The sequence below is a fragment of the Rahnella sp. BCC 1045 genome (assembly GCF_019049615.1).
Lineage (GTDB): Bacteria > Pseudomonadota > Gammaproteobacteria > Enterobacterales > Enterobacteriaceae > Rahnella > Rahnella contaminans.
Genome location: NZ_JAFMOZ010000144.1, coordinates 121,949 through 143,064, shown reverse-complemented (window position 1 = coordinate 143,064; position 21,116 = coordinate 121,949). Strand labels below are relative to the sequence as shown.

At 53.6% G+C, this 21,116-nt stretch carries 17 protein-coding genes and 1 pseudogene; 10 read left to right on the top strand and 8 right to left on the bottom strand.

Annotated elements, in window-relative coordinates; translation table 11 throughout:
• Position 1 precedes the first annotated feature (1 nt).
• Positions 2-1,765, top strand: coding sequence for a GMC family oxidoreductase (locus J1782_RS24790; protein WP_165057389.1), 1,764 nt, complete (start codon positions 2-4; stop codon positions 1,763-1,765).
• A complete protein-coding gene (locus J1782_RS24785) occupies positions 1,762-2,997 on the top strand; it encodes a cytochrome c (protein ID WP_152326120.1) in 1,236 nt (411 codons plus the stop codon). Before J1782_RS24790 ends, J1782_RS24785 begins: the two co-directional genes overlap by 4 nt.
• Before the next feature lie 78 nt (positions 2,998-3,075).
• On the opposite strand, the gene J1782_RS24780 is transcribed toward J1782_RS24785, so the two are convergent.
• Positions 3,076-3,495, bottom strand: a complete 420-nt coding sequence (locus tag J1782_RS24780) for a hypothetical protein (RefSeq protein ID WP_104922006.1) — start codon at positions 3,493-3,495, stop codon at positions 3,076-3,078.
• A gap of 360 nt (positions 3,496-3,855) precedes the next feature.
• On the opposite strand from J1782_RS24780, the gene rstA reads away from it, so the two are divergent.
• The 5 genes from rstA to J1782_RS24755 all read left to right on the top strand — a co-directional run bounded on the left by rstA (position 3,856) and on the right by J1782_RS24755 (position 9,606).
• Entirely contained in the window at positions 3,856-4,587 is a 732-nt protein-coding gene (gene rstA, locus J1782_RS24775) for a two-component system response regulator RstA (RefSeq protein ID WP_152326119.1), read from the top strand.
• On the top strand, positions 4,584-5,909 hold the full coding sequence (gene rstB, locus J1782_RS24770) for a two-component system sensor histidine kinase RstB (RefSeq protein WP_152326118.1): 1,326 nt from the start codon (positions 4,584-4,586) through the stop codon (positions 5,907-5,909). The genes rstA and rstB overlap by 4 nt, the downstream gene beginning before the upstream one ends.
• A gap of 2 nt (positions 5,910-5,911) precedes the next feature.
• Entirely contained in the window at positions 5,912-7,393 is a 1,482-nt protein-coding gene (locus J1782_RS24765) for a carboxypeptidase M32 (RefSeq protein WP_217154103.1), read from the top strand.
• A 505-nt stretch (positions 7,394-7,898) separates the two neighbouring features.
• Positions 7,899-8,378 carry an acid resistance repetitive basic protein Asr gene (gene asr, locus J1782_RS24760; RefSeq protein WP_195815867.1) on the top strand — a complete coding sequence of 160 codons (480 nt, stop codon included), beginning with the start codon at positions 7,899-7,901 and terminating at the stop codon, positions 8,376-8,378.
• 346 nt (positions 8,379-8,724) lie between these two features.
• On the top strand, positions 8,725-9,606 hold the full coding sequence (locus J1782_RS24755; RefSeq protein WP_165057379.1) for a serine protease: 882 nt from the start codon (positions 8,725-8,727) through the stop codon (positions 9,604-9,606).
• A 224-nt stretch (positions 9,607-9,830) separates the two neighbouring features.
• Here J1782_RS24755 and J1782_RS24750 read toward each other — a convergent pair whose 3' ends face one another.
• Positions 9,831-10,028, bottom strand: a complete 198-nt coding sequence (locus tag J1782_RS24750) for a hypothetical protein (protein WP_165057377.1) — start codon at positions 10,026-10,028, stop codon at positions 9,831-9,833.
• A gap of 292 nt (positions 10,029-10,320) precedes the next feature.
• On the opposite strand from J1782_RS24750, the pseudogene tssD reads away from it, so the two are divergent.
• Positions 10,321-10,611, top strand: a pseudogene (gene tssD, locus J1782_RS24745) (type VI secretion system tube protein TssD); the annotation flags it as partial.
• A gap of 26 nt (positions 10,612-10,637) precedes the next feature.
• Here tssD and J1782_RS24740 read toward each other — a convergent pair.
• From J1782_RS24740 to hrpA, 3 genes are all read right to left on the bottom strand, one after another.
• Positions 10,638-10,973: a DUF1493 family protein gene (locus J1782_RS24740; RefSeq protein ID WP_165057375.1), complete on the bottom strand. Its 336-nt coding sequence runs from the start codon at positions 10,971-10,973 to the stop codon at positions 10,638-10,640.
• Complete coding sequence (locus J1782_RS24735; protein ID WP_217154102.1) at positions 10,973-11,440, bottom strand: STM2901 family protein; 468 nt, start codon at positions 11,438-11,440, stop codon at positions 10,973-10,975. Before J1782_RS24735 ends, J1782_RS24740 begins: the two co-directional genes overlap by 1 nt.
• 229 nt (positions 11,441-11,669) lie before the next feature.
• Entirely contained in the window at positions 11,670-15,563 is a 3,894-nt protein-coding gene (hrpA, locus tag J1782_RS24730) for an ATP-dependent RNA helicase HrpA (protein WP_217154101.1), read from the bottom strand.
• 300 nt (positions 15,564-15,863) lie between these two features.
• Between hrpA and J1782_RS24725 the strand changes: the two genes are divergently transcribed.
• A complete protein-coding gene (locus J1782_RS24725) occupies positions 15,864-16,481 on the top strand; it encodes an FMN-dependent NADH-azoreductase (RefSeq protein WP_152326109.1) in 618 nt (205 codons plus the stop codon).
• Positions 16,482-16,606: 125 nt separating this feature from the next.
• Here the strand turns inward: J1782_RS24725 and J1782_RS24720 are convergent, their stop codons facing one another.
• Genes J1782_RS24720 through J1782_RS24710 form a run of 3 tightly spaced genes read right to left on the bottom strand, consistent with a single transcriptional unit; the run spans position 16,607 to position 19,871 of the window.
• Positions 16,607-16,945 (bottom strand): YdbL family protein, encoded by a 339-nt coding sequence (locus J1782_RS24720; RefSeq protein WP_235937309.1) that lies wholly within the window; start codon positions 16,943-16,945, stop codon positions 16,607-16,609.
• A gap of 8 nt (positions 16,946-16,953) precedes the next feature.
• Positions 16,954-17,148, bottom strand: a complete 195-nt coding sequence (locus J1782_RS24715; RefSeq protein ID WP_152326108.1) for a YnbE family lipoprotein — start codon at positions 17,146-17,148, stop codon at positions 16,954-16,956.
• On the bottom strand, positions 17,145-19,871 hold the full coding sequence (locus tag J1782_RS24710) for a YdbH family protein (protein ID WP_217154100.1): 2,727 nt from the start codon (positions 19,869-19,871) through the stop codon (positions 17,145-17,147). Before J1782_RS24710 ends, J1782_RS24715 begins: the two co-directional genes overlap by 4 nt.
• A 237-nt stretch (positions 19,872-20,108) precedes the next feature.
• Between J1782_RS24710 and J1782_RS24705 the strand changes: the two genes are divergently transcribed.
• Positions 20,109-21,101 (top strand): 2-hydroxyacid dehydrogenase, encoded by a 993-nt coding sequence (locus J1782_RS24705; protein ID WP_165057367.1) that lies wholly within the window; start codon positions 20,109-20,111, stop codon positions 21,099-21,101.
• Positions 21,102-21,116 lie beyond the last annotated feature (15 nt).

Sequence of the window (21,116 nt, the reverse complement as noted above, 5' to 3'; positions counted from 1 at the left end):
TATGGCAAAGAAATTACCTAAAACCGACGTGGTGGTTATCGGGCTCGGCTGGGCCGGCTCGATCATCGCCAATGAACTGTGTGACGAAGGTCTCAACGTTGTGGCTATCGAACGCGGCCCGTGGCGTGATACGGCGCGCGATTTTAACGTAGCCACCGTCGCCGACGAACTGCGTTACAACTCCCGCCAGGAACTGATGTTACGCACGCGTCAGAACACTATTACTATCCGTAACAACCCGGCACAAACCGCCTTACCGATGCGTGAATGGGGCTCATTCCATCCGGGCAACGGCACCGGCGGCGCAGGCAACCACTGGGCGGGCATTACTTTCCGCTTCCAGCCGGACGAATTCCGCCTTAAAAGCCATCTGACCGAACGTTACGGCGCAAAAGCCATTCCTGAAGAACTGGTGTTGCAGGACTGGGGAACCGACTGGGAAGAAATGGAGCCGCACTACGCCTCGTTTGAACGCATCGCCGGGGTTTCCGGTAAAGCCAGCAACGTGAACGGCGAGCATCGCGACGGCGGTAACCCGTATGAAGGCATGCGCTCGATTGAATATCCGACCCGCCCGATGGATCAACCTTACGGCCCGACGCTGTTTGCCGAAGCCGCGCGCAACATGGGCTACAAAGCATTCCCGGTCCCCTCTTCGCTGATTTCCGAGCCTTACACCAACCCGCTCGGCGTCAAAATGGGGCCGTGTACATTCTGCGGTTTCTGCACCAACTACGGTTGCGCCAACTACTCCAAAGCCAGCGCCATCACTACCGTATTGCCGGCGCTGATCCGCAAAGAGAATTTCGAAGCCCGCACCAACTGTGAAGTGATGCAGGTGCTGAAAGATTCCACCGGCAAACGCGCGACGGGCGTGGTTTACATCGACTCTTCCGGCGACGAATGGGAACAGCCTGCCGATCTGGTGATCGTCAGCGCCTTCACCTTTGAAAACGTCCGCCTGATGCTGCTTTCCGGCATCGGTAAACCTTATGATCCGGTCACGTTAGAGGGCACTACCGGCCGTAATTACGCGTATCAGACGGCCAACGGCGTGCAGCTGTTCTTCGATGACAAGAACTTCAACCCGTTCATCGGCGCAGGTGCGGTCGGGATGGGCATTGATGACTTTAACAACGATAACTTCGACCACAGTGGCCTCGGATTCTTCGGCGGCGGCAGTATCCGCGTCACGCCAATCGGTGGCGCGCCAATCGGCTACCGCCCTGTTCCGCCGGGAACGCCGAAATGGGGTTCCGAGTGGAAAAAAGCCACCGTGGCCAACTATCTCAGTTCGATGTCTATCGGTTGTGAGGCCAGCAGCTACACCACCAAAACCAACTATCTTTCACTCGATCCGAACTACAAAGACCGTCTGGGTCGCCCGCTGCTGCGTGTCACATTCGATTTCCCGGAAAACGATCTGAAAATGGCGGCGTATTGCACCGGTAAAGTGGCAGAAATTGCGAAAGCGATGAACCCGCGTCAGCTTGTTGCCAACCCGATGAAAGGCCACTGGAACGGTACGCCGTATCAGTCGTCTCACGTCGTCGGCGGATTTGTGATGGGTGCAGATCCGTCCACCAGTTCCGTGAACAAACACCTGCAAGTCTGGGACGTGCCGAACCTGTTTGTGGTCGGCGCATCGGCCTTCCCGCAGAACCCGGGATACAACCCGACCGGCACCGTTGGCGCACTGGCGTTTAAAGCCGCTCATGCGATCCGTAACTATTACCTGAAAAAACCGGGAGAGATGATCGCATGAAAAAGTTAACGTCATTCTCACTCGGCTTGCTGGCACTCAGCGTTTCCGGCCTGACACACGCCGCCGGTGACGGCTCTTTCGAGCAGGTTGAACGGGGGCGCTATCTGGCCACCGTCGGCGACTGCGCGGCCTGCCACACTGCCTCAACGCCAGATGCCAAACCGTTCGCCGGTGGCGTGCCGATCGAAACGCCGTTTGGCCGTTTAGTCGGTGCCAACATCACGCCGGATCCGGAAACGGGTATCGGTAAATGGTCTTTCGATGACTTCCAGCGCGCGATGTCCGAAGGCGTGGGCCACGGCGGTAAACGTCTGTACGGCGCGATGCCGTTCACGGCGTACACCAAAGTGACCCGCGAAGATAACGCCGCCATCTGGGCGTATCTGCAAACCCTGCAACCGGTGCATCACGAAGTGGAAACCAATCAGTTGCCGTTCCCGTTCAACGTGCGCGCCAGCCTGATGGGCTGGAACTGGCTGAACTTCAAAAAAGGCGAATTCAAACCGCAGATGGATAAATCCGCGGAATGGAATCGTGGCGCGTATCTGGTTGAAGGGCTCGGCCACTGCGGCACCTGCCATACGCCGAAAAACATGATTGGCGGCGATAAAGACAGCGAGTTCCTGCAAGGCGCTGTGGTGGAAAACTGGGTTGCGCCGGACATCACCAGCAATAAACACACGGGTATCGGCAACTGGACGCAGGAAGATCTGATGCAATATCTGAAAACCGGTTCTAACCGTTTCGATATTGCCTCCGGCCCGATGGCAGAAGAAGTGACGAATTCGTCGCAGCACTGGACGGATGCGGATCTCAAAGCCGTCGCGGTTTATCTGAAAGACAGCGGTCACGACAGCGGCAGCACCGCGCCTTCTCCGGTCAAAGCCGAAGACAGCGCGATGGTCGCCGGTAAAAATATTTATGCCGACCGCTGTTCCGCCTGCCACACGCCGTCCGGCATGGGTCAGGAAGGGTTGTTCCCGCGCCTTGCCGATTCCGCGCTGATCAACCAGCCAAACGCGACATCCCTGATCCGCGTTGTGCTGGCAGGCAGCCGTCCGGTAGCGACCGACAGCAAACCGACCGCGCCGTCTATGCCGTCATTTGATGCCAATATGAGTGATACGGACGTGGCGAACGTGCTGACTTACATCCGTAACAGCTGGGGAAATGCCGCGGCACCGGTTTCGGCAAGCGATGTGAAAGATTTACGCGCAGAGCTGAAGAAATAACCCGGACGTCAGACAGGACAAAGGCCGCGAAAGCGGCCTTTTTTCTTACAGACGTTTGAAGATTTTGGCGCTGAACGGTCAGTGCTGAGAAGGCATCTGCATAATCTGCACTAACAGGTGATCGTTGTTCTGACTCAGCTGTACCAGATGTTTGCATTCCACTTTGATAGCGGTGAGCTGGTCGTCGGTCAGCGAGTACGGCAGGTTGATATCGATGCTGTACATATTTTGCTGCTCTGCCAGTTCAATCAGCCGGACGATGTTCGTTTCGTCGCTGACCTGCGTGGAAACCACCTGCAACGCGAGTGCCCGCAAGGCTTCCTGCTTCGATTTATCTTTTTTTGAACGGGATTTCAGAACCATGCCGAAGAACGGCATCACGCCATAAATAGCGTCGACAAAACTCCATTTCTTTTTGCAGGATGCGGACAAATATTCCATGTAGTCAAAGGACGCTTTTTGACTGCGCGCATCGGGTACCAGGCGATTTTCATTCATCCCCGTTTCCTCTTCCTGGTCAGGGCCTGTTCATTTGAACGTCTGTACAGAACGTGCGAAGGTGTGCTCAGTGCTCTGCCTGCTGACAAAGAATCTGCCGGCAGATAGATAATGCAGATCAATTTATGAAGCTAAATTTATTCGTCTGTATAATGGCATAATTCAACAACACTTTGCCAGTCGGTTCAGGCGCTTTCCGTCACTGAAACGCACTTTGCTAGCATTTCAGAATTAAGCCAAAGTATTTAGCGGATATGGAATTTATGCCGCAAAAATGTCACGTTCTATTACGCTACCGCGATAGCGTCAGCAGACGTGTCACGCTATGCTACTCACCGGATTTCTTATAACAGCAAGCCAATGAATAGAATCGTTTTTGTAGAAGATGATGCAGAAGTCGGCAACCTGATCGCCGCCTATCTGGGTAAACATGATATCGATGTGCTGGTCGAGCCCCGTGGTGACACGGCGCAGGCGCGTATTGAGAAAGAAAAACCCGATCTTGTCCTGCTGGATATCATGCTGCCGGGCAAAGATGGCATGACGTTATGCCGCGATTTGCGCCCTATTTTCCCCGGCCCGATCGTGCTGCTGACCTCGCTCGACAGCGATATGAACCACATTTTGTCGCTCGAAATGGGCGCCAGCGATTACATCCTTAAAACCACGCCGCCGGCCGTTCTCCTGGCACGGTTACGGCTGCATTTGCGCCAGAATCCGGTGCAATCCGCGCAAAATGAACAACCGGTTCAGACGCTGAAAAGCGGCAACGCCCTCCACTTCGGTCAGCTGTGCATTGATCCGGTGAACCGCGAAGTCACGCTGGTGGATGAAACCATCATCCTTTCCACTTCAGACTTTGATTTGCTGTGGGAACTGGCGACACACGCGGGACGCATCATGGATCGCGAAGCGTTGCTGAAAAACCTGCGCGGCGTGAGCTATGACGGGCTGGATCGCAGCATTGACGTGGCGATTTCACGCCTGCGCAAAAAACTGTACGACAATACCCTCGAACCTTTCCGCATCAAAACCGTGCGCAATAAAGGGTATTTGTTTGCTCCGAACGCCTGGGAGTCTCTGCAGGAATGAGAAAGCTTTTCGTTCAGTTCTTTCTGTTACTGCTGGTCTGTTTCCTGGTGATGGCGATGCTGGTCGGCCTGGTGTACAAAGTCACCGCCGAACGCACCGGCCGTCAGTCCATGAACGACCTGATGAAAAGCTCGCTTTACCTGATGCGCAGTGAGCTCAGGGAAATTCCGATTAAAGACTGGAACAAGACCATCAACACGCTGGATCTGAACCTGTCTTTCAAACTCCACATTGAACCGCTTGGAAAGCGTAAACTCAGCCCGGCGCTGGATCAGCGCCTGAAAGACGGCGAGATTATTGCCCTCGACGACGAATACACCTTTATCCAGCGTGTCCCGCGCAGCCATTACGTGCTGGTGGTCGGGCCGATCCCGTATCTGTTTTACATGCACGAAATGCGGCTGCTCGACCTGGGATTACTGATCTTCATCGGCCTGTCTCTCGCGCTGCCGGTTTTCCTGTGGATGCGTCCGCACTGGCAGGATTTGCTGCGGCTGGAAAACTCCGCGCTGCGCCTCGGTAACGGTCATCTCGACGAACGCATCGATTTTGATTCGACCTCCAGCCTCAACCGGCTGGGCGTCGCATTTAACCAGATGGCGGACAATATCAGCACGCTGGTCGCGAGTAAAAAACAGCTCATTGACGGCATCGCCCACGAACTCCGCACGCCGCTGGTACGTCTTCGTTACCGGCTGGCCATCAGCGAGAACCTGCCGGAGTCCGAACAAAACGCCATTAACCGCGACATCGGGCAACTCGAAGCCCTGATTGATGAGCTGCTGACCTACGCCCGTCTGGATCGCCCGCAGGTGGCGCTGAATCTGGAAAAAGTGAATCTGGCGCACTGGCTGGAAGACAAGGTGGATGATTTCCGACTGATCAACGCCGAACGCTCTATCCTTTATCAGGCGCCGGAAAACCTCGATTTCGGCGGCGTCGATTTACGGCTGATGGAGCGCGTGCTCGACAATCTGGTCAACAACGGCCTGCGTTATTCTCAGGAAATGCTGCGCATCAGCCTGTGGCTCGATGGCGAAATAGCCCATTTGCAGGTCGAAGACGACGGCCCCGGTATTCCGGAAGAAGAACGCGTACGCATCTTCGAACCCTTTGTCCGCCTCGATCCAAGCCGCGACCGCGCAACCGGTGGCTGCGGGCTCGGGCTGGCAATCGTCCACTCTATCGCCGTGGCGTATCAGGGACGCATTGCGGTTGAAAGCAGTTCACTCGGCGGAGCCAGCATGCGTTTCAGCTGGCCGGTAAAACCCCTATTCAATCTGGCTGTTGAACAGCCTGACCAAAACCAGGAAGGGAGCTAATAATGACCATCGCGTATAAAAAATTGCATGACACCTTCGCCCGTTTATCCCGCTTCGGCCATTTATCGGCGATTGCAGGCTGGGATGCAGCGGCCATGATGCCTCCGCAAGGCGGCCAGGCGCGCTCCGAAGCGCTGGCTGAACTGAGCGTGCTGACGCATCAGATCCTCACTGCGAAACAGGTCGGCGAATGGCTGGAACAGGCCGGTGGCGAGCAGCTGAACGATGTGGAACAGGCGAACCTGCGTGAAATGCGCCGTCATTATCAGCAGGCAGCACTGTTGCCGGAAAGTCTGGTACAGGCAAAATCACTGGCTGGCGCACGTTGCGAACAGGCATGGCGTATTCAGCGCAAGTCCAACGACTGGGAAGGTTTCTCCGATAACCTGAAAGAAGTCGTAAAACTGAGCCGTGAAGAAGCCAAACTGCGCGCAGAGGCCGCGGGTATCAGCCGTTATGACGCCCTGCTCGATTTGTACGAACCGGGTATGACTTCGCAGAAACTCGACGCTCTGTTCGGCGACCTGAAGACCTGGCTGCCGGACCTGCTGCAAACCGTGGTGGAAAAGCAGAAAACCGAATCCCGCATTGCGCCGCAAGGCCCGTTTGACATCGAAAAACAGCGTCAGCTCGGCCTGAAAGTCATGGATCGCCTGGGCTTTAATTTCGATGCCGGTCGTCTGGACGTCAGCGCTCACCCGTTCTGCGGTGGTGTTCCGCAAGACGTGCGTATCACCACGCGTTACAACGAAAATGAATTCCTCAGCGCCATGATGGGCGTGATCCATGAAACCGGTCATGCACGTTATGAGCAAAACCTGCCGAAAGAATGGCTGGGCCAGCCGGTTTCCAACGCACGTTCAATGGGCGTTCACGAATCGCAAAGCCTGTTGTTTGAAATGCAACTGGGTTGCAGCGAACCGTTCCTGAAGTCGGTATATCCGCTGGTTATTGAACAGTTCGGTCAGCGTCAGGGGCTGGACGAAAGCAACTTCATCAAGCTGAACCAGCGCGTCCAGCCGGGCTTCATCCGCGTTGACGCCGATGAACTCAGCTATCCGGCGCACGTCATCCTGCGTTATGAAATTGAAAAAGCGCTGATGGAAGGCGAAATCGAAGTCGACGATATCCCGGCCTTGTGGAACAGCAAGATGAAGGAATATCTGGGTATCGATACCGTGGGGAATTACCGCGACGGTTGTATGCAGGATATCCACTGGACCGACGGCGGTTTTGGTTACTTCCCGACCTACACGCTCGGCGCAATGTACGCCGCACAACTGTTCCAGTTCGCCAACAAAGCGATCCCCACTTTGCAGGAAGATATCGCCCGCGGCGACCTGACGGCATTGTTCCAGTGGTTGCAGCAGAATATCTGGCAACACGGTAGCCGGTTCTCGACGGATCAGCTGATTAAAAATGCCACAGGGGAGACACTGAATCCGGGGTTCTTCAGGGCACACCTGGAGAATAGATACCTGTAAGGCAGCAGCCTGGCATTGAATTTGAATTCAAATTCAAGACCTTGGGTTGTCACCCAAACGGGCCTCAGGGGTGGCTTATCGCCGCCACCCCTAAAAATCCCGGGCTCTTTCACTGGGCGCTGCCGCTGGCTATGTTTCAGGTGCCACAGCTATTGGCGCTAAAACTTGCCGCTGCGCGGTCCCCTTTTGGTCGGTTTCGGCGCGAGCCGCTGAGTGATAACTGTTATTGAAAAACCGGAACTTTCTCGGTCCAAATAATGTTAAGCCGCCAGTGCCGCGGCACCGGCACATGAAAAACCAAAATTTCACCTTTCTAAAAGGTACCGAGCCGCCAGCGCTGCGCCCCATCGCATAACTCACTGATTTCCCTGAAATCCCCAGTTTGTACATTCCGTTACACGCCGAAACCAATCACTCACGGACTTCGTGAGTGAACCCGCCTAGTATTCTTCATACCGGCCCCGCAGTGGGGTGGACACTTAAACGAAATTCCGAGGAATTAAAGATGAAAAAAGTATTAGCTCTGGTTGTAGCCGCTGCAATGGGTCTGTCTTCTGTCGCTTTCGCTGCTGAAACTACAGCAACTCCAGCGCCAGCCGCTGCTGCAACGACTACTGCTGCTCCAGCGCATGCTGCTAAGCACAAGACTCATAAGAAAGTAGCTCAGAAAGCTCAGGCTGCTAAAAAACACAAAAAAGCCGCTAAGAAAGCTGCTCCGGTAGCTCAGAAAGCGCAAGCTGCTAAAAAACACGTGAAACACGCTAAGAAAGCTGCTCCGGTAGCTCAGAAAGCGCAGGCTGCTAAAAAACACGTGAAACACGCTAAAAAAGCTGCTCCGGTAGCTCAGAAAGCGCAGGCTGCTAAAAAACACGTGAAACACGCTAAAAAAGCTGCTCCGGTAGCTCAGAAAGCGCAGGCTGCTAAAAAACACGTGAAACATGCTAAGAAAGCTGCTCCAGCTGCAAAAGCAACTCCAGCAGCATAAGTCGTAAAGAAGTCTTTGTGAGCGTATCTACTCACCATTATCAAGACTGATGACTTAACACCCGGTTCGCCGGGTGTTTTTTTCTCCGGTTCTTTATCTTGAGGTACTGATGGAAGATGCTGCGCCGCTACCTGTTCGAAATCACCCTGTGCTCTCTGATCCTCTGCGGTCTGATCACCCTGTTCTTCTACTTCTGATGTCATTGTGAAGTACCCTGAGATGGCACCCGCCGTCTGCTCAAAAGATTGAGTTATCAGACAAATATATCCATCACGAAAGATAACCGTCTATAATCGTTCCATAATAACTGGTTCACGGGTTCTCCCTGTTTCAAGGTCAGAATGTTATGCGCATCGCGTTACCGCTGTTTTTGTGCTTTTTCTGTTTTACCGCCAGCCCTCTCGTTCATGCAGATTCTCCGGATGATGCAGATAGCGACGCACCTGCTATCAGCCTTAAAGAAAAAACCGCCCTGTTCTTCGGACACGATCAGCGCACTCCCGTTGCTGCCGCCGCACACTGGCCGTGGCAGGCAATTGGTCAGATTGAAACGGAAAGCGGCAATTTATGTACCGCAACCTTAATTTCTAAACATCTGGTTCTCACCGCAGGCCACTGTGTACTGGCGCCACCGGGGAAAATCGACAAAGTGATCGCCCTGCGTTTCATTTCGCATAACCAGAAATGGCGTTATCAGATCACCGCATTACAAACGCTGGTTGACCCTAAACTGGGCAAGAAACTAAAGGCTGATGGCGAAGGCTGGATTGTGCCACCGAAAGCGGCACCGTTTGATTTCGCGCTGATCCGCCTGACAGATGAAAAACTTGCGCTGCCGATCAAGCCATTACCACTTTGGGAAGGTTCGCGTGACGACCTGACCGCCGTGCTGAAACAGGAAGGCAGAAAGGTGACGCAGGCCGGATATCCGGAAGATCATCTGGATGACTTGTATGTCCATCAGGACTGTCAGATCACCGGCTGGGCGCAGCCTGGCGTGCTTTCGCACCGTTGCGACACACTGCCGGGCGACAGCGGTTCTCCGCTTCTGATCAAAAATGCAGAAGGCTGGTCGCTGATTGCGATTCAAAGCTCTGCACCAGCGGCGCAGGATCGTTATCTGGCTGACAACCGCGCGCTGGCCGTGCCGGCAATACGCGACGCCCTGAGCACACTGTCTTCCGGTGTGATCAGCGCCAGCTCCCCGGCTGCCCCTGCCGCGCAATAGTTTATTGAATCCGAAAACGAAAAAGGTCGCTGAAAAGCGACCTTTTTGATTTTTTAACTGGTCTAATCACTTAAATACCGTGCTATTTATGCAGTTTACTCACGAATGAGATTTTTGCACAGAGGGTATGATGGTTCTGTTCTGCCCTAACAAGGTTTTCGAATACTGATGTCGTCTTGCCCGCACTGGTTGCGGGCTTTTTTTTGCCTGCAATTTGATACAGTTTAAAGCCCTTTACTCACCAGCTGCGCGGCCTTGACGAAGACTTCATCCTCAACGCCGTCGCCTTTCTGACGGCCAAGCTTTTGCAGTTCTTCAATCAGACTTTCGCGGTTTATGGGTGTCTGACCGGATATCAGCCCCATCACGGCGGCGCCGATCGCCAGACCAATTAAACCGGTTTGTTCTTTTTCATCAATCACAATATTCACCCTGGTAATAAGCCCGTTTCAAAATTAGCAGAAATTTTAAGCTTTTCACCAGGGTTGCATTCCGAATCCCATAATTTCCGACCCGCTGTTCCATTGTCTGCAATTTTGGATGTCCCTTTTCATGCTTCCGGAGTGTCCCTATTTTATCCGCCGGAACCTCGCTTTCAATCATGGCTGGCAAGCAATAATAAACTTCTGAAATATCCTCCCCAGCATTCGATTCATTGCTCTCTCATATCTCCGGGCGTACGTTTATTCAAATTTTCATAAACTCAAGGAAATTTTCGACTGCTCAAGCCCTTATATTTACAAGGCTGTGGCAACAGGCCAGAACCTCGAATCAGCTGAGATTAAGTGGTACCGCATTAATGATGCCGGTCAGGAAGTGGAATATTTCAACATGCTTTTGGAGAAAGTGCGGATAGTTGCGATTTCTCCGGCAATGGCTGCCAGCGATAACCCTCAGGATAACCATCTGGAAACCGTAGAACTGCGGTATGAGAAAATCACGTGGAAGCATAACGACGGCAATATCATCTTTGCCGATTCATGGAATGACCGTCAGACAGCTTAGTTTGAGAGGGACGAAAGTCCCTTTCTTTAATCGTCGTAAAACCATCGCCCAACTTTAACAGCTTCAATAATCATTTCGACAGTTAGCGGTTTTAACTCTCGTTGTGGCAGTTTCTTTTGCCAAAAGGCTCTCTCCGCTTCGTAATAATTTAGCATGTCAAAATCTAAATAATCGACGCTGTACTTAGTGAAAACGTCCAAAAGCATGTCTTCGGCGTCTTCGGGAAGTAAGTTAAATTCCCCTTCGTTTATGCCCCAGTGTTTTTGAACAGGAACAATTTCAGGGTCACGCCAGCTCTTTCTGAAACCATAATGCTTGGTCAGATATTCACAAATTTCCGTTTCAAAATCCCTCTCGTCCATTAGAAATACGTCCATGCGATTCGGTGTTCAGGTCTTGCGATGAGGTTGTATTTGTTTCTGGTACTCCTGCCAACCATTTCAAGCATGATGACAATCTGCGCGTATCCCAACCACGGAATCCAGCGACCAATAAAAGGAGCCATCTTGCTAGTTGGAACAAGTTTTATTTTTGCTCCTTTTCCCATAGGAGCTGAGAGTCTTAAACCGAAAGGTATTCTTTTCTCTTTAAGTAAGACGCGTGCCAGCTTAGATACAACGCTTGTTCCAGGTGTGTTGTTTATCGCGGAAAGTTTCCCTGATACAGGAATCCATGGCTGGCCACCTAAAATCATCGCTGTCGTGGTTACATCTAAACCAAGGTGTTCTGATAACCGTTCGACGTAGATGAGCAAGAATAATTCCTGAGCAGTTACATTCGCATGACCATGATAAAAATAAGTTCCACCCAACTCTTCAGTAGTATCCATTCTCAATATCCATTTGATTAGAAGGGCTTAAGAATACGCCGCGCTTAAACCACTTTCAATAAATCGAATGAACGTCTCCATGTCTGGCTTATCAAGAGATTGCAAAAACAGCGATGAATGAAATGATAATGCGAAGGTCAAACTACTCGATGCAAAAATGGCACTATGAGGCATCAGCCCCAGAGTGCCACTAAGGGAAAACCGGTAATTTTAAAGTCAATAAATACAATTAATTACCGACTAACTGTTCCATCGTCTGCAAGATTCGTTTATCTGAAATCGGGTACGGCGTGCCCAGCTGTTGGGCAAAATAGCTGACGCGAAGTTCTTCAATCATCCAGCGGACTTCCTTCACATCCTCGCTTTGCTGACGAACCGGCGGCAATTTGTTCAGCCATTGCTGCCACTGCTGCTGGATATTTTCGACTTTCAGCATCTGCGCGCGGTCGCGGTGAGCATCCATCGCCAGCTTGTCCATCCGCCGCTCGATAGCCTGCAAATAGCGCAACGTATCCGGCAGCCGTTTCCAGCCGTTTTGCGTCACGAACCCGCGATAAATCAGGCCGGACATCTGCGCTTTAATATCAGAAAGCGCCAGCGCCATCGTGATATCAATCCGCCCTTTCAGCCGTTTATTGATGTTAAAGACCGTCGTCAGGATCTGCTCAACCTGAATCGCGATTTGCACCACGGTGTCATTGAGATTAGCGCGCACATGTTCGTGGAGCTTCGCGAAATCTTCCTCACGCCACACCAGCCCGCCGGATTCCGCGATCAGTTTATCGATACCGCAGGAAATACAGTCGTCAATCAGATCCAGCACTTTGCCATAAGGGTTGAAATACAGCCCCAGCTTGGCTTTGTTCGGCAGCTTTTCATGCAGGTATTTCACCGGCGACGGGATATTCAGCAGCAGCAAACGCCGCAATCCGGTGAGCATCGCCTGTTGCTGTTCCAGTTCGCTGTCAAACAGGCGGATCGCGACGCTGTCTTTCTCATCGACAATCGCCGGATACGCTTTCACTTCATAACCGCCGCGCTTTTGCTCGTAGCGTTCCGGCAGCGTGCCGAAACTCCAGACATGCAAATCACGCTGCTCAATGCCATCATCCGCTACAGCAGACAGCGTCTGCTGTACCTGCTCTTTCAGGCCAGACTTCAGCGCTGTCAGATCCTTGCTTTCGCGCAGCGTTTTGTTTTTCTCATCAACAATGCGGAACGTCATTTTGAGATGATCGGGTACCTGATCCAGATGCCAGTCTTCACGGTCGATGGTCACCCCGCTCATCTTGCGCAGCTCTTTTTCCATCGCATCAAGCAGCGGCATTTCGAACGGTTTGATGCGTCCGAGCAGCGCATCGGCATAATTTGGCGCAGGCACAAAATTGCGGCGAACCGGTTTAGGTAATGACTTGATCAGCGCCATAATCAGCTCGCGGCGAATGCCGGGGATCTGCCAGTCAAAACCTTCCTCGTTCACCTGATTGAGCAGCGGCAACGGGATATGCACCGTGACCCCATCGGCGTCAGTGCCCGGCTCAAACTGATAGGTCACACGCAGCTTGAGATTGCCCTGATGCCAGAAGTTCGGGTAATCGTGAGCGCTGATGTTGCCCGCGCCCTCTTTGATCAGCATGCTTTTTTCGAAGTTCAGGCTGTCCTGCGGCTGCTTTTTCCACCACGTATCGAAGTGCTTCGCCGACACCACTTCCTGCCCGATACGCTGCTCGTAGAACAGGAACAGCGTCTCGTCATCGACCAGAATATCGCGGCGACGTGATTTGTGTTCCAGTTCTTCGACTTCGGTACGCAGACGCAAATTGGCACGGAAAAACGCATGACGCGTCTGCCAGTCGCCTTCCACCAGCGCGTGGCGGATAAACAGCTCGCGCGAGACCACCGGATCAATCGTGCCGTAATTCACCCGGCGCGCAGCGACCACCGGCAGACCGTACAGCGTGACTTTTTCCGTCGCCATCACCGCGCCCTGCGCTTTTTCCCAGTGCGGCTCGCTGTAACTGCTTTTTGCCAGATGTTGCGCCAGAGGCTCAATCCATTCCGGCTCAATGCGGGCGGCGATACGCCCCCACAGGCGGCTGGTTTCGACCAGTTCGGCCACCATCACCCATTTCGGCGGTTTTTTGAATAAACCGGAACCCGGGAACACTGCGAAACGGGCGTTACGCGCGCCGGTATATTCCTGTTTATCCGCATCTTTCTGCCCGATATGCGACAGCAAACCGGTCAGCAATGCGCAATGCACCTCGCGGTATTCCGCCGGTTCACTGTTCACCGGCAGCCCGAGTTCTTTCACCACCTGACGCAGCTGAGTGTAAATATCCTGCCACTCACGCACGCGCAGATAGTTGAGGAAGTCACTGCGGCAAAGCTTGCGGAACTGCGCCGAAGACAGCTCTTTTTGCTGCACTTTCAGGTGATCCCACAAATTCACGAACGCCAGGAAATCAGAATCTTTATCCGCAAAACGGCGATGTTTTTCATCAGACGCCTGCTGTTTATCCATCGGACGCTCACGCGGATCCTGAATCGACAGCGCGGCGGTGATAATCATCACTTCACGCACGCAGCCATTTTTCTGCGCTTCCAGCACCATGCGCGCCAGACGCGGATCGACCGGTAACTGCGCCAGCTGGCGGCCCAGCGGCGTCAGCGAGTAACGGCCATCGACCGCATTATTGATGGCGTTCAGCTCTTCGAGCAGGCGCACGCCGTCCTGAATATTGCGTTTGTCTGGCGCTTCCACAAACGGGAATGCCGCGATATCGCCCAGCCCCAGCGACGTCATTTGCAAAATAACGGAGGCTAAGTTGGTACGCAGAATTTCGGGATCGGTAAATTCAGGGCGCGACAGGAAATCCTGCTCCGAATACAGACGGATACAGATACCTTCGGAAACGCGTCCGCAACGGCCTTTACGCTGGTTGGCCGACGCCTGCGAAACCGGCTCAATCGGCAGGCGCTGCACTTTGGTACGGAAACTGTAACGGCTGATACGCGCGGTGCCAGGGTCAATCACATATTTGATGCCCGGCACGGTCAGCGAGGTTTCCGCGACGTTGGTCGCCAGCACGATACGGCGGCCGGCGTGTGACTGGAACACGCGGTTCTGTTCGCTGTTCGACAACCGTGCGTACAACGGCAAGATCTCGGTATGCGGCAAGTCCAGACGGTTCAGCGCATCGGCGGTATCACGAATCTCCCGTTCACCGCTCATGAAGATCAGGATATCGCCCATGCTTTCGCGACCCAGTTCATCCACAGCATCGAAAATCGCCTGCAACTGGTCGCGGTCAACGTCGTCCGCATCATCCACAATCGGGCGATAACGCACGTCAACCGGATAAGTACGGCCGGAAACTTCAATGATCGGCGCGTTATTAAAGTGACGGGAGAACCGCTGCGGATCGATAGTCGCAGACGTAATAATGACTTTCAGATCCGGACGTTTCGACAGCAACTGGCGCAGATAACCGAGTATAAAGTCGATGTTCAGACTGCGTTCGTGCGCTTCATCGATGATCAGCGTGTCGTACTGCATCAGCATACGATCCTGCTGGATCTCCGCCAGCAGAATGCCGTCTGTCATCAGCTTCACCAGCGTGTTATCGCTGACCTGATCATTAAAACGAACTTTATAACCGACGGTATTGCCGGGCGTGGTATCCAGCTCATCGGCGATGCGGTTGGCGACAGTACGCGCCGCCAGACGACGTGGCTGCGTATGCCCGATAACACCTTTAATACCGCGCCCGAGTTCCATACAGATTTTCGGGATCTGCGTGGTTTTACCGGAACCGGTCTCACCGGCGACAATCACCACCTGGTGGTCACGGATGGCTTTAAAGATGTCATCTTTTTTCTGGCTGACCGGCAGATTTTCCGGATAGCTGATTTTTGGCCGCGATGCTTCACGGGCAGTGACTTTCTTCAGGCTTTCGGAAATGGCGTTCTGAAGCTCAGCCGTTAATGCTTCAACGGCCTGAGGGTTGGTGTTCTGATCAAAAGTCTTTTTGGCACCCTGCAAACGACGTTGCAGGCGTTGCCGGTCACGTAGCATCAGCCCGTCTAACTGCGCTGATAATGCCGCGAGCGGTGATTTCACGTTCGATATTCCTTGTTGCAAGTCAGCGGACTGAATGAGCAAAGCATCCGTCATCTGAAGTAGAAATGATTTGAGGCGGGTTCATACGAGCCTGTTTGCCAATATGTTAACACAAGCTATTGAGGATGAAGAAAGTTCGACGTTTTTAGCCTTTCGTGTCTTGTTCAAAAATACTGAACGGAGGTCTCGAAATATTGCGCTATCACTGAATAAGCTTTGTGAATAAAGTAAGTTCCATTCCGGGGAGGTTCAGGTTAAAAAATCTGCTCCCCTATGTTCACACAGTTAAGGAACTCAATAATGAGCAAAGTACTCGTTCTGAAATCAAGCATTCTGGCTAACTTCTCTCAGTCTAACCAACTGGCCGATTACCTGGTTGCACAGTATCAGGCCGCTAACAGCGGTTCTACCGTAACTGTTCGTGACCTGGCTGCTGACCCGATCCCTGTTCTTGACGGCGAGCTGGTTGGCGCACTGCGTCCATCCGACGCTCCACTGACTCCACGTCAGGAAGAAGCACTGGCACTGTCCAACACCCTGATTGAAGAACTGCAAGCGCATGACGTGATCGTTATCGCTGCACCGATGTACAACTTCAACATCCCTACTCAGCTGAAAAACTATTTTGACCTGGTTGCTCGTGCTGGCGTGACCTTCAAATACACCGAGAAAGGCCCTGAAGGTCTGGTGAAAGGCAAACGCGTTATCGTTCTGACCAGCCGTGGTGGCATCCATAAAGACACCGCAAGCGATCTGGTTGCCCCTTACCTGTCTCTGTTCCTGGGCTTCCTGGGCATGAGCGACGTAGAATTCGTTTACGCGGAAGGTATTGCTTACGGTCCGGAAGTGGCGACTAAAGCACAAACCGACGCGAAAGCAGCGATCGATGCAGCTATCAAAGAACTGGCTGCTGCATAACATCTGTTATCACAATCTGAGCCATCATTCATTTTAGAATCTTTCAGACCCGCTCAGATGAGGTTGTGATAAAACACTTGCGCGCCGAAAGGCGCGCTTTTTTTCGGGCCACGTCTGCCCTGCTTTTACTTCTGCAACCACTTCCCGTTAATGCCGCGCACGTACTCGCCTGATGCGGCTCTGGCGACCAGTTTTTGCCCGGCGAGCCTGGCGACGTCGTCGGTGCTGACGTTATTATCCTGCGCCACCTGCTGATATTGCTGTTTGCGCGCATCGTTGATTTTTGCCGCCAGCGCGACGCTTTCTGCATCCTGCTTCACGGGCGCCAGATAGCCGGAAAGCGTTTCGCCCACGCGCCCCTGCTGTTTGGCTTCATTGAGCGTTAACGCAAAAGCCTGGCTGCAAAACAGTAAACCGCTGGCCAGGATCATCAGGCTGAATCTTTTGAACAATACTCCGGACATACAGGCTCCTAGAACAAATCGCTTTGATTTTTCAGCAGGTTCTCGACATCCTTATCAACTTTGATATGAATTTCATGCTCGATTTTAACGTTCATGTTTATCGTGATCGGCTCTTTCGGCGCCGCCAGCTCGATGCGCGGAACACAGCCGCTGAGCATCATCACGCTGAGCGCCAGAGATGGCCCGACGAGTCGCAGTTTCATTGTTCCTTCCTCACTGTTTGTTCCTTTTTCTGTCCGGCAGAAACCGGACCTTTCGACAGCGCATCAGCAGGCAATGACACCTCCTGTTGCAGCCAGTCCTGAAGGTTGTCGCCAAAACGCAAACTGCGCCACAGCTGGTAAATGTTTTCCTGATGGGTGTAATTGAGCACGATTTCTCGCTTTTCCTTATCGCCGCCGTGAGTCGTATCGGTGTAGTTCACGCCGTCGACTTTCGCCGCCATCGTCAGCATGCCCAGATTATCGAGGCTAACCTGCGCGTCGGAACGGCTGATTTCCATGTAACGCAACAGACTCACCACCATTTTATTGGCAAAATTACCGCTGGCCATTGCATCGGCAAATTGCGGATCCAGACGCAACGTCAGGCCGCCGTCATTTTTGATCCACCCGTTCTGAATGATCCATTTTGGATTCTCAACAAACAGCGGCAGTTCGCCGTAAATCACGCCGGACATCGCCAGTTGTTTGGGTTTCAGCGCCGTAAACAGCTCGCTGAGATTGATTTTTTCCAGTTTCAGCACCGCCGCATCGTGTTGCGGCATTCTCAGCGCCGACAGGCTCAGATGCCCGCGCAGCATATCCACGCCCAGATTGGTGAGCGTCAGCGGTTTGCCTTCGCTCCACGGATAATGCCCCTGTAAATCGGCGGTGATATTTTTCATCGCCACCAGATTATTAACCTCGCCAATACGCAGCGTGACGGGCTTTTTCACGCCGAGCTGCCAGACGGAATCCTGCAAACGGTACGGCAGACTGAAATCCAGTCCGCTCAGGTCGCCATCTTTCATCCACAGCCCGCCATTTTTCACCACCCAGTGACCACCGGCGACAAAACCCTGACCCCGTGCGGCGGAAAACGCCGACTGCGCGTAGAAACTCCCATCGCGCAGTTTGATGTTGAGATCTGGCGTCAGCAGTGTCTGGAAAGACGTCAGTTGCTGCTTCGGCCACCAGGCCTCTCCGCGCAGACGCTCGCCGTCCCAGCGTCCGGTCAGCCGGATCGGGCCAATCGGTCTGGCGTCCAGCATACCGCGCATGCCAAAACGATCCGGGCTGTCGCCGCTGAGCTGCAATACCAGCGTCGCAGGCGGCAGATAACCGCCGTTGGTGAGCGCAATTTTCTTCGCCACCAGTTTGATGTCGCCTTTGAATACTGTCGGTAAATCAGGATATTGCGGTTTGAATCGCGCAGCCGGTGGGCGCAGCCAGATCAGGGGTTTATCCAGCGTCAGGCGCGGCGCTTCCACGTCGACCAGGCCGTAGTGCAGACGGTCGAAACCGGTCGAAAGGCTGTTAATGCTGATCCGGTTATCGTGCCATTGCCCTTTGCCGGACATATCCCAGCGACCGCTGAGCGGAGGCAGATGCCCGTTTCCCCAGTAGTTGAAATCCCACTGCCCGGCGTCCGGCCAGAATTCCTGCGATTTACCGCTGAGGTGCAGATCGAATTTCCCCCAGAAACGGTGGCTGGCTTTCAGAATCGCCTGCAACGGCCCGCTCACGCCCTGCGCCGACACTTTCACACCCGCCAGCGGCCAGCGCGCGTCGCTGATGGTCAGCTCCGGCGTCGGTTTTCCCCAGGCGCGCAGCAGCGAACCACTGCGCAGTAAAAGCGTCGGGTTCAGCACGGAACCGCTCAGTTCGCCGGGCAATGAGGCGCTCAGAGACGTCGCCTGCAAATTTGCCTGCCCGGTCAGCCGGAAACCTAAATGGCTGTCGAGCAGCCCGATGCGCCCCGGCCCCATACTCAGCACTACGTTAGCTTTACCGTTGTGGCCCTGCGTCAGCACGTTAAGACGTGCAGTGATATTGGTCTGATCAAACGCCGGTGACCAGTCGCTGAGCGTCAGGTTAGCGCCACCGGCCAGCGGCTGCGCGGCATACGGCCAGCGCCACTGCCCTTGCGAAATCTGCAATGCATTACCGTTGAGTTTCCACGGCAGAATCGCCAGCGGCTTATCGCTGCCTTTTTCCGTCAGCGTCAGTTCGCCTTCCGTTGTCTGCCAGCTGAGAAGAATGTCCAGCGGAGAAGTAACCTGCGCGGTTTGAATTTCTGCATGAAGCTCGCCGGATTCCGGCAGCTGATCGAACGTGGCGGGCAGAAGAAGTTTGCCGCTGAGCGTGACAGGTTGTTCGCTGCCGGGCGGGATCAGGCTAAACGAATGGATCGCCAGCGTACGGTCGGCACCGAGTACGGCGTCGAGTTTCAGCGCGTCGCCGCTCACGGTCAGATGCTGTACGCCGCCTTCGCTGCTGAGCTGAACTTGCCCCGCATAACGCTGCCAGGGTGTAACGGAAAGTTGCGTCACGTTGACGCGCCCGTCGGGCAGCAGATGTTGTAAATCCGCCACGGAAAGCGGCGTTGAGGCGTCACTTTTTGGCAGTTGCGCCAGACAGGCGGTATCGACTTTTAGCGCATCAATATTGAGCGCCCAGTGCCCGCTTTCTTTGCTCAGGTGTGCATTTTCCGCAGTCGCCAGCGCGCATTCACCGGCGGAATAACGCAGCCCCGGCAATTGCAATACGCCGTCCGACCAGTGCGGCGCACCGCTGAGCGTCAGTTGTGTTCCTTTCGGGAGCCAGTGGCTGGCAACCGGCGGCAACCAGCGCGGCACCGTTTTCCATAACCCCCACATCAGCAGCGCGAGAATCACCACTATACTCAGGATAATTTGCGCGCTTCTCTTCAGTCCGTTCCTCATGACTTGCCTTGTTTTGCACTTAATCGTCTGACCGCCCGCAAGATATCATAATTAGCGTAACAACTGATGGTTGAAATACCAGTATCCGGCACCCAAATAGCACAGGAAAAATTGTCGGCACCCCGATGCTCTGTTAGTTTGGTGGCATATTGCGAATTGTTTCTGAAAATGTTTATTCCTTATAAAACAGTCGGAAACGGTTTCGTCAGAGATTCAAACTCACTGCGGAGAAACACCATGAAAGTGGCTGTCTACAGTACTAAAAATTACGACCGGAAATATCTGGAACTGGTCAATGAACATTACGGCTATGAACTGGAATTTTTCGATTTTCTGCTGTCCCCGCAAACTGCAAAAACCGCAGCCGGTGCAGATGCCGTCTGTATTTTCGTCAATGATGACGGCAGCCGTGAAGTGTTGCAGGAACTGGCTTCTCTGGGGATAAAAACGCTGGCGCTGCGATGCGCGGGCTTTAACAACGTCGATCTTGAGGCGGCGAAAGAACTGGGCATTTCCGTTGTGCGCGTTCCGGCCTATTCACCGGAAGCCGTCGCAGAACACACCGTCGGCATGATGATGTGTCTTAACCGCCACATTCACCGTGCTTATCAGCGCACCCGCGAAGCCAACTTCTCACTCGAAGGGCTGATTGGTTTTAATATGTACCAGCGCACCGCCGGTATCATCGGCACCGGTAAAATCGGCGTGGCAACAATGCGGATTCTGAAAGGTTTTGGAATGCGGATTCTGGCTTTTGACCCGTATCCAAGCCCGCTGGCACTGGAGCTGGGCGCAGAATATGTCGATCTGGATACGCTTTACGCAGAATCCGACGTCATTTCCCTGCACTGCCCGCTGACGCCGGAAAACCATCATCTGCTTAACGCTCAGTCCTTTGCCAAAATGAAAGACGGCGTGATGATCGTGAACACCAGCCGCGGCGCTTTGCTGGATGCAACGGCCGCCATTGACGCGCTGAAAAAACAAAAAATCGGCGCGCTGGGTATGGACGTGTATGAAAACGAGCGCGATTTGTTCTTCGAGGACAACTCAAACGAAGTCATCCTCGACGACGTTTTCCGCCGCCTGTCTTCATGCCACAACGTGCTGTTCACCGGCCATCAGGCATTCCTGACCAGTGACGCGCTGACCAGCATTTCTGAAACCACGCTGATGAACATCGATCAGCTGATCAAAGGGCAGAACTGCCCGAACCTGCTCACGGCGTAGCCCTGTCATGATGTT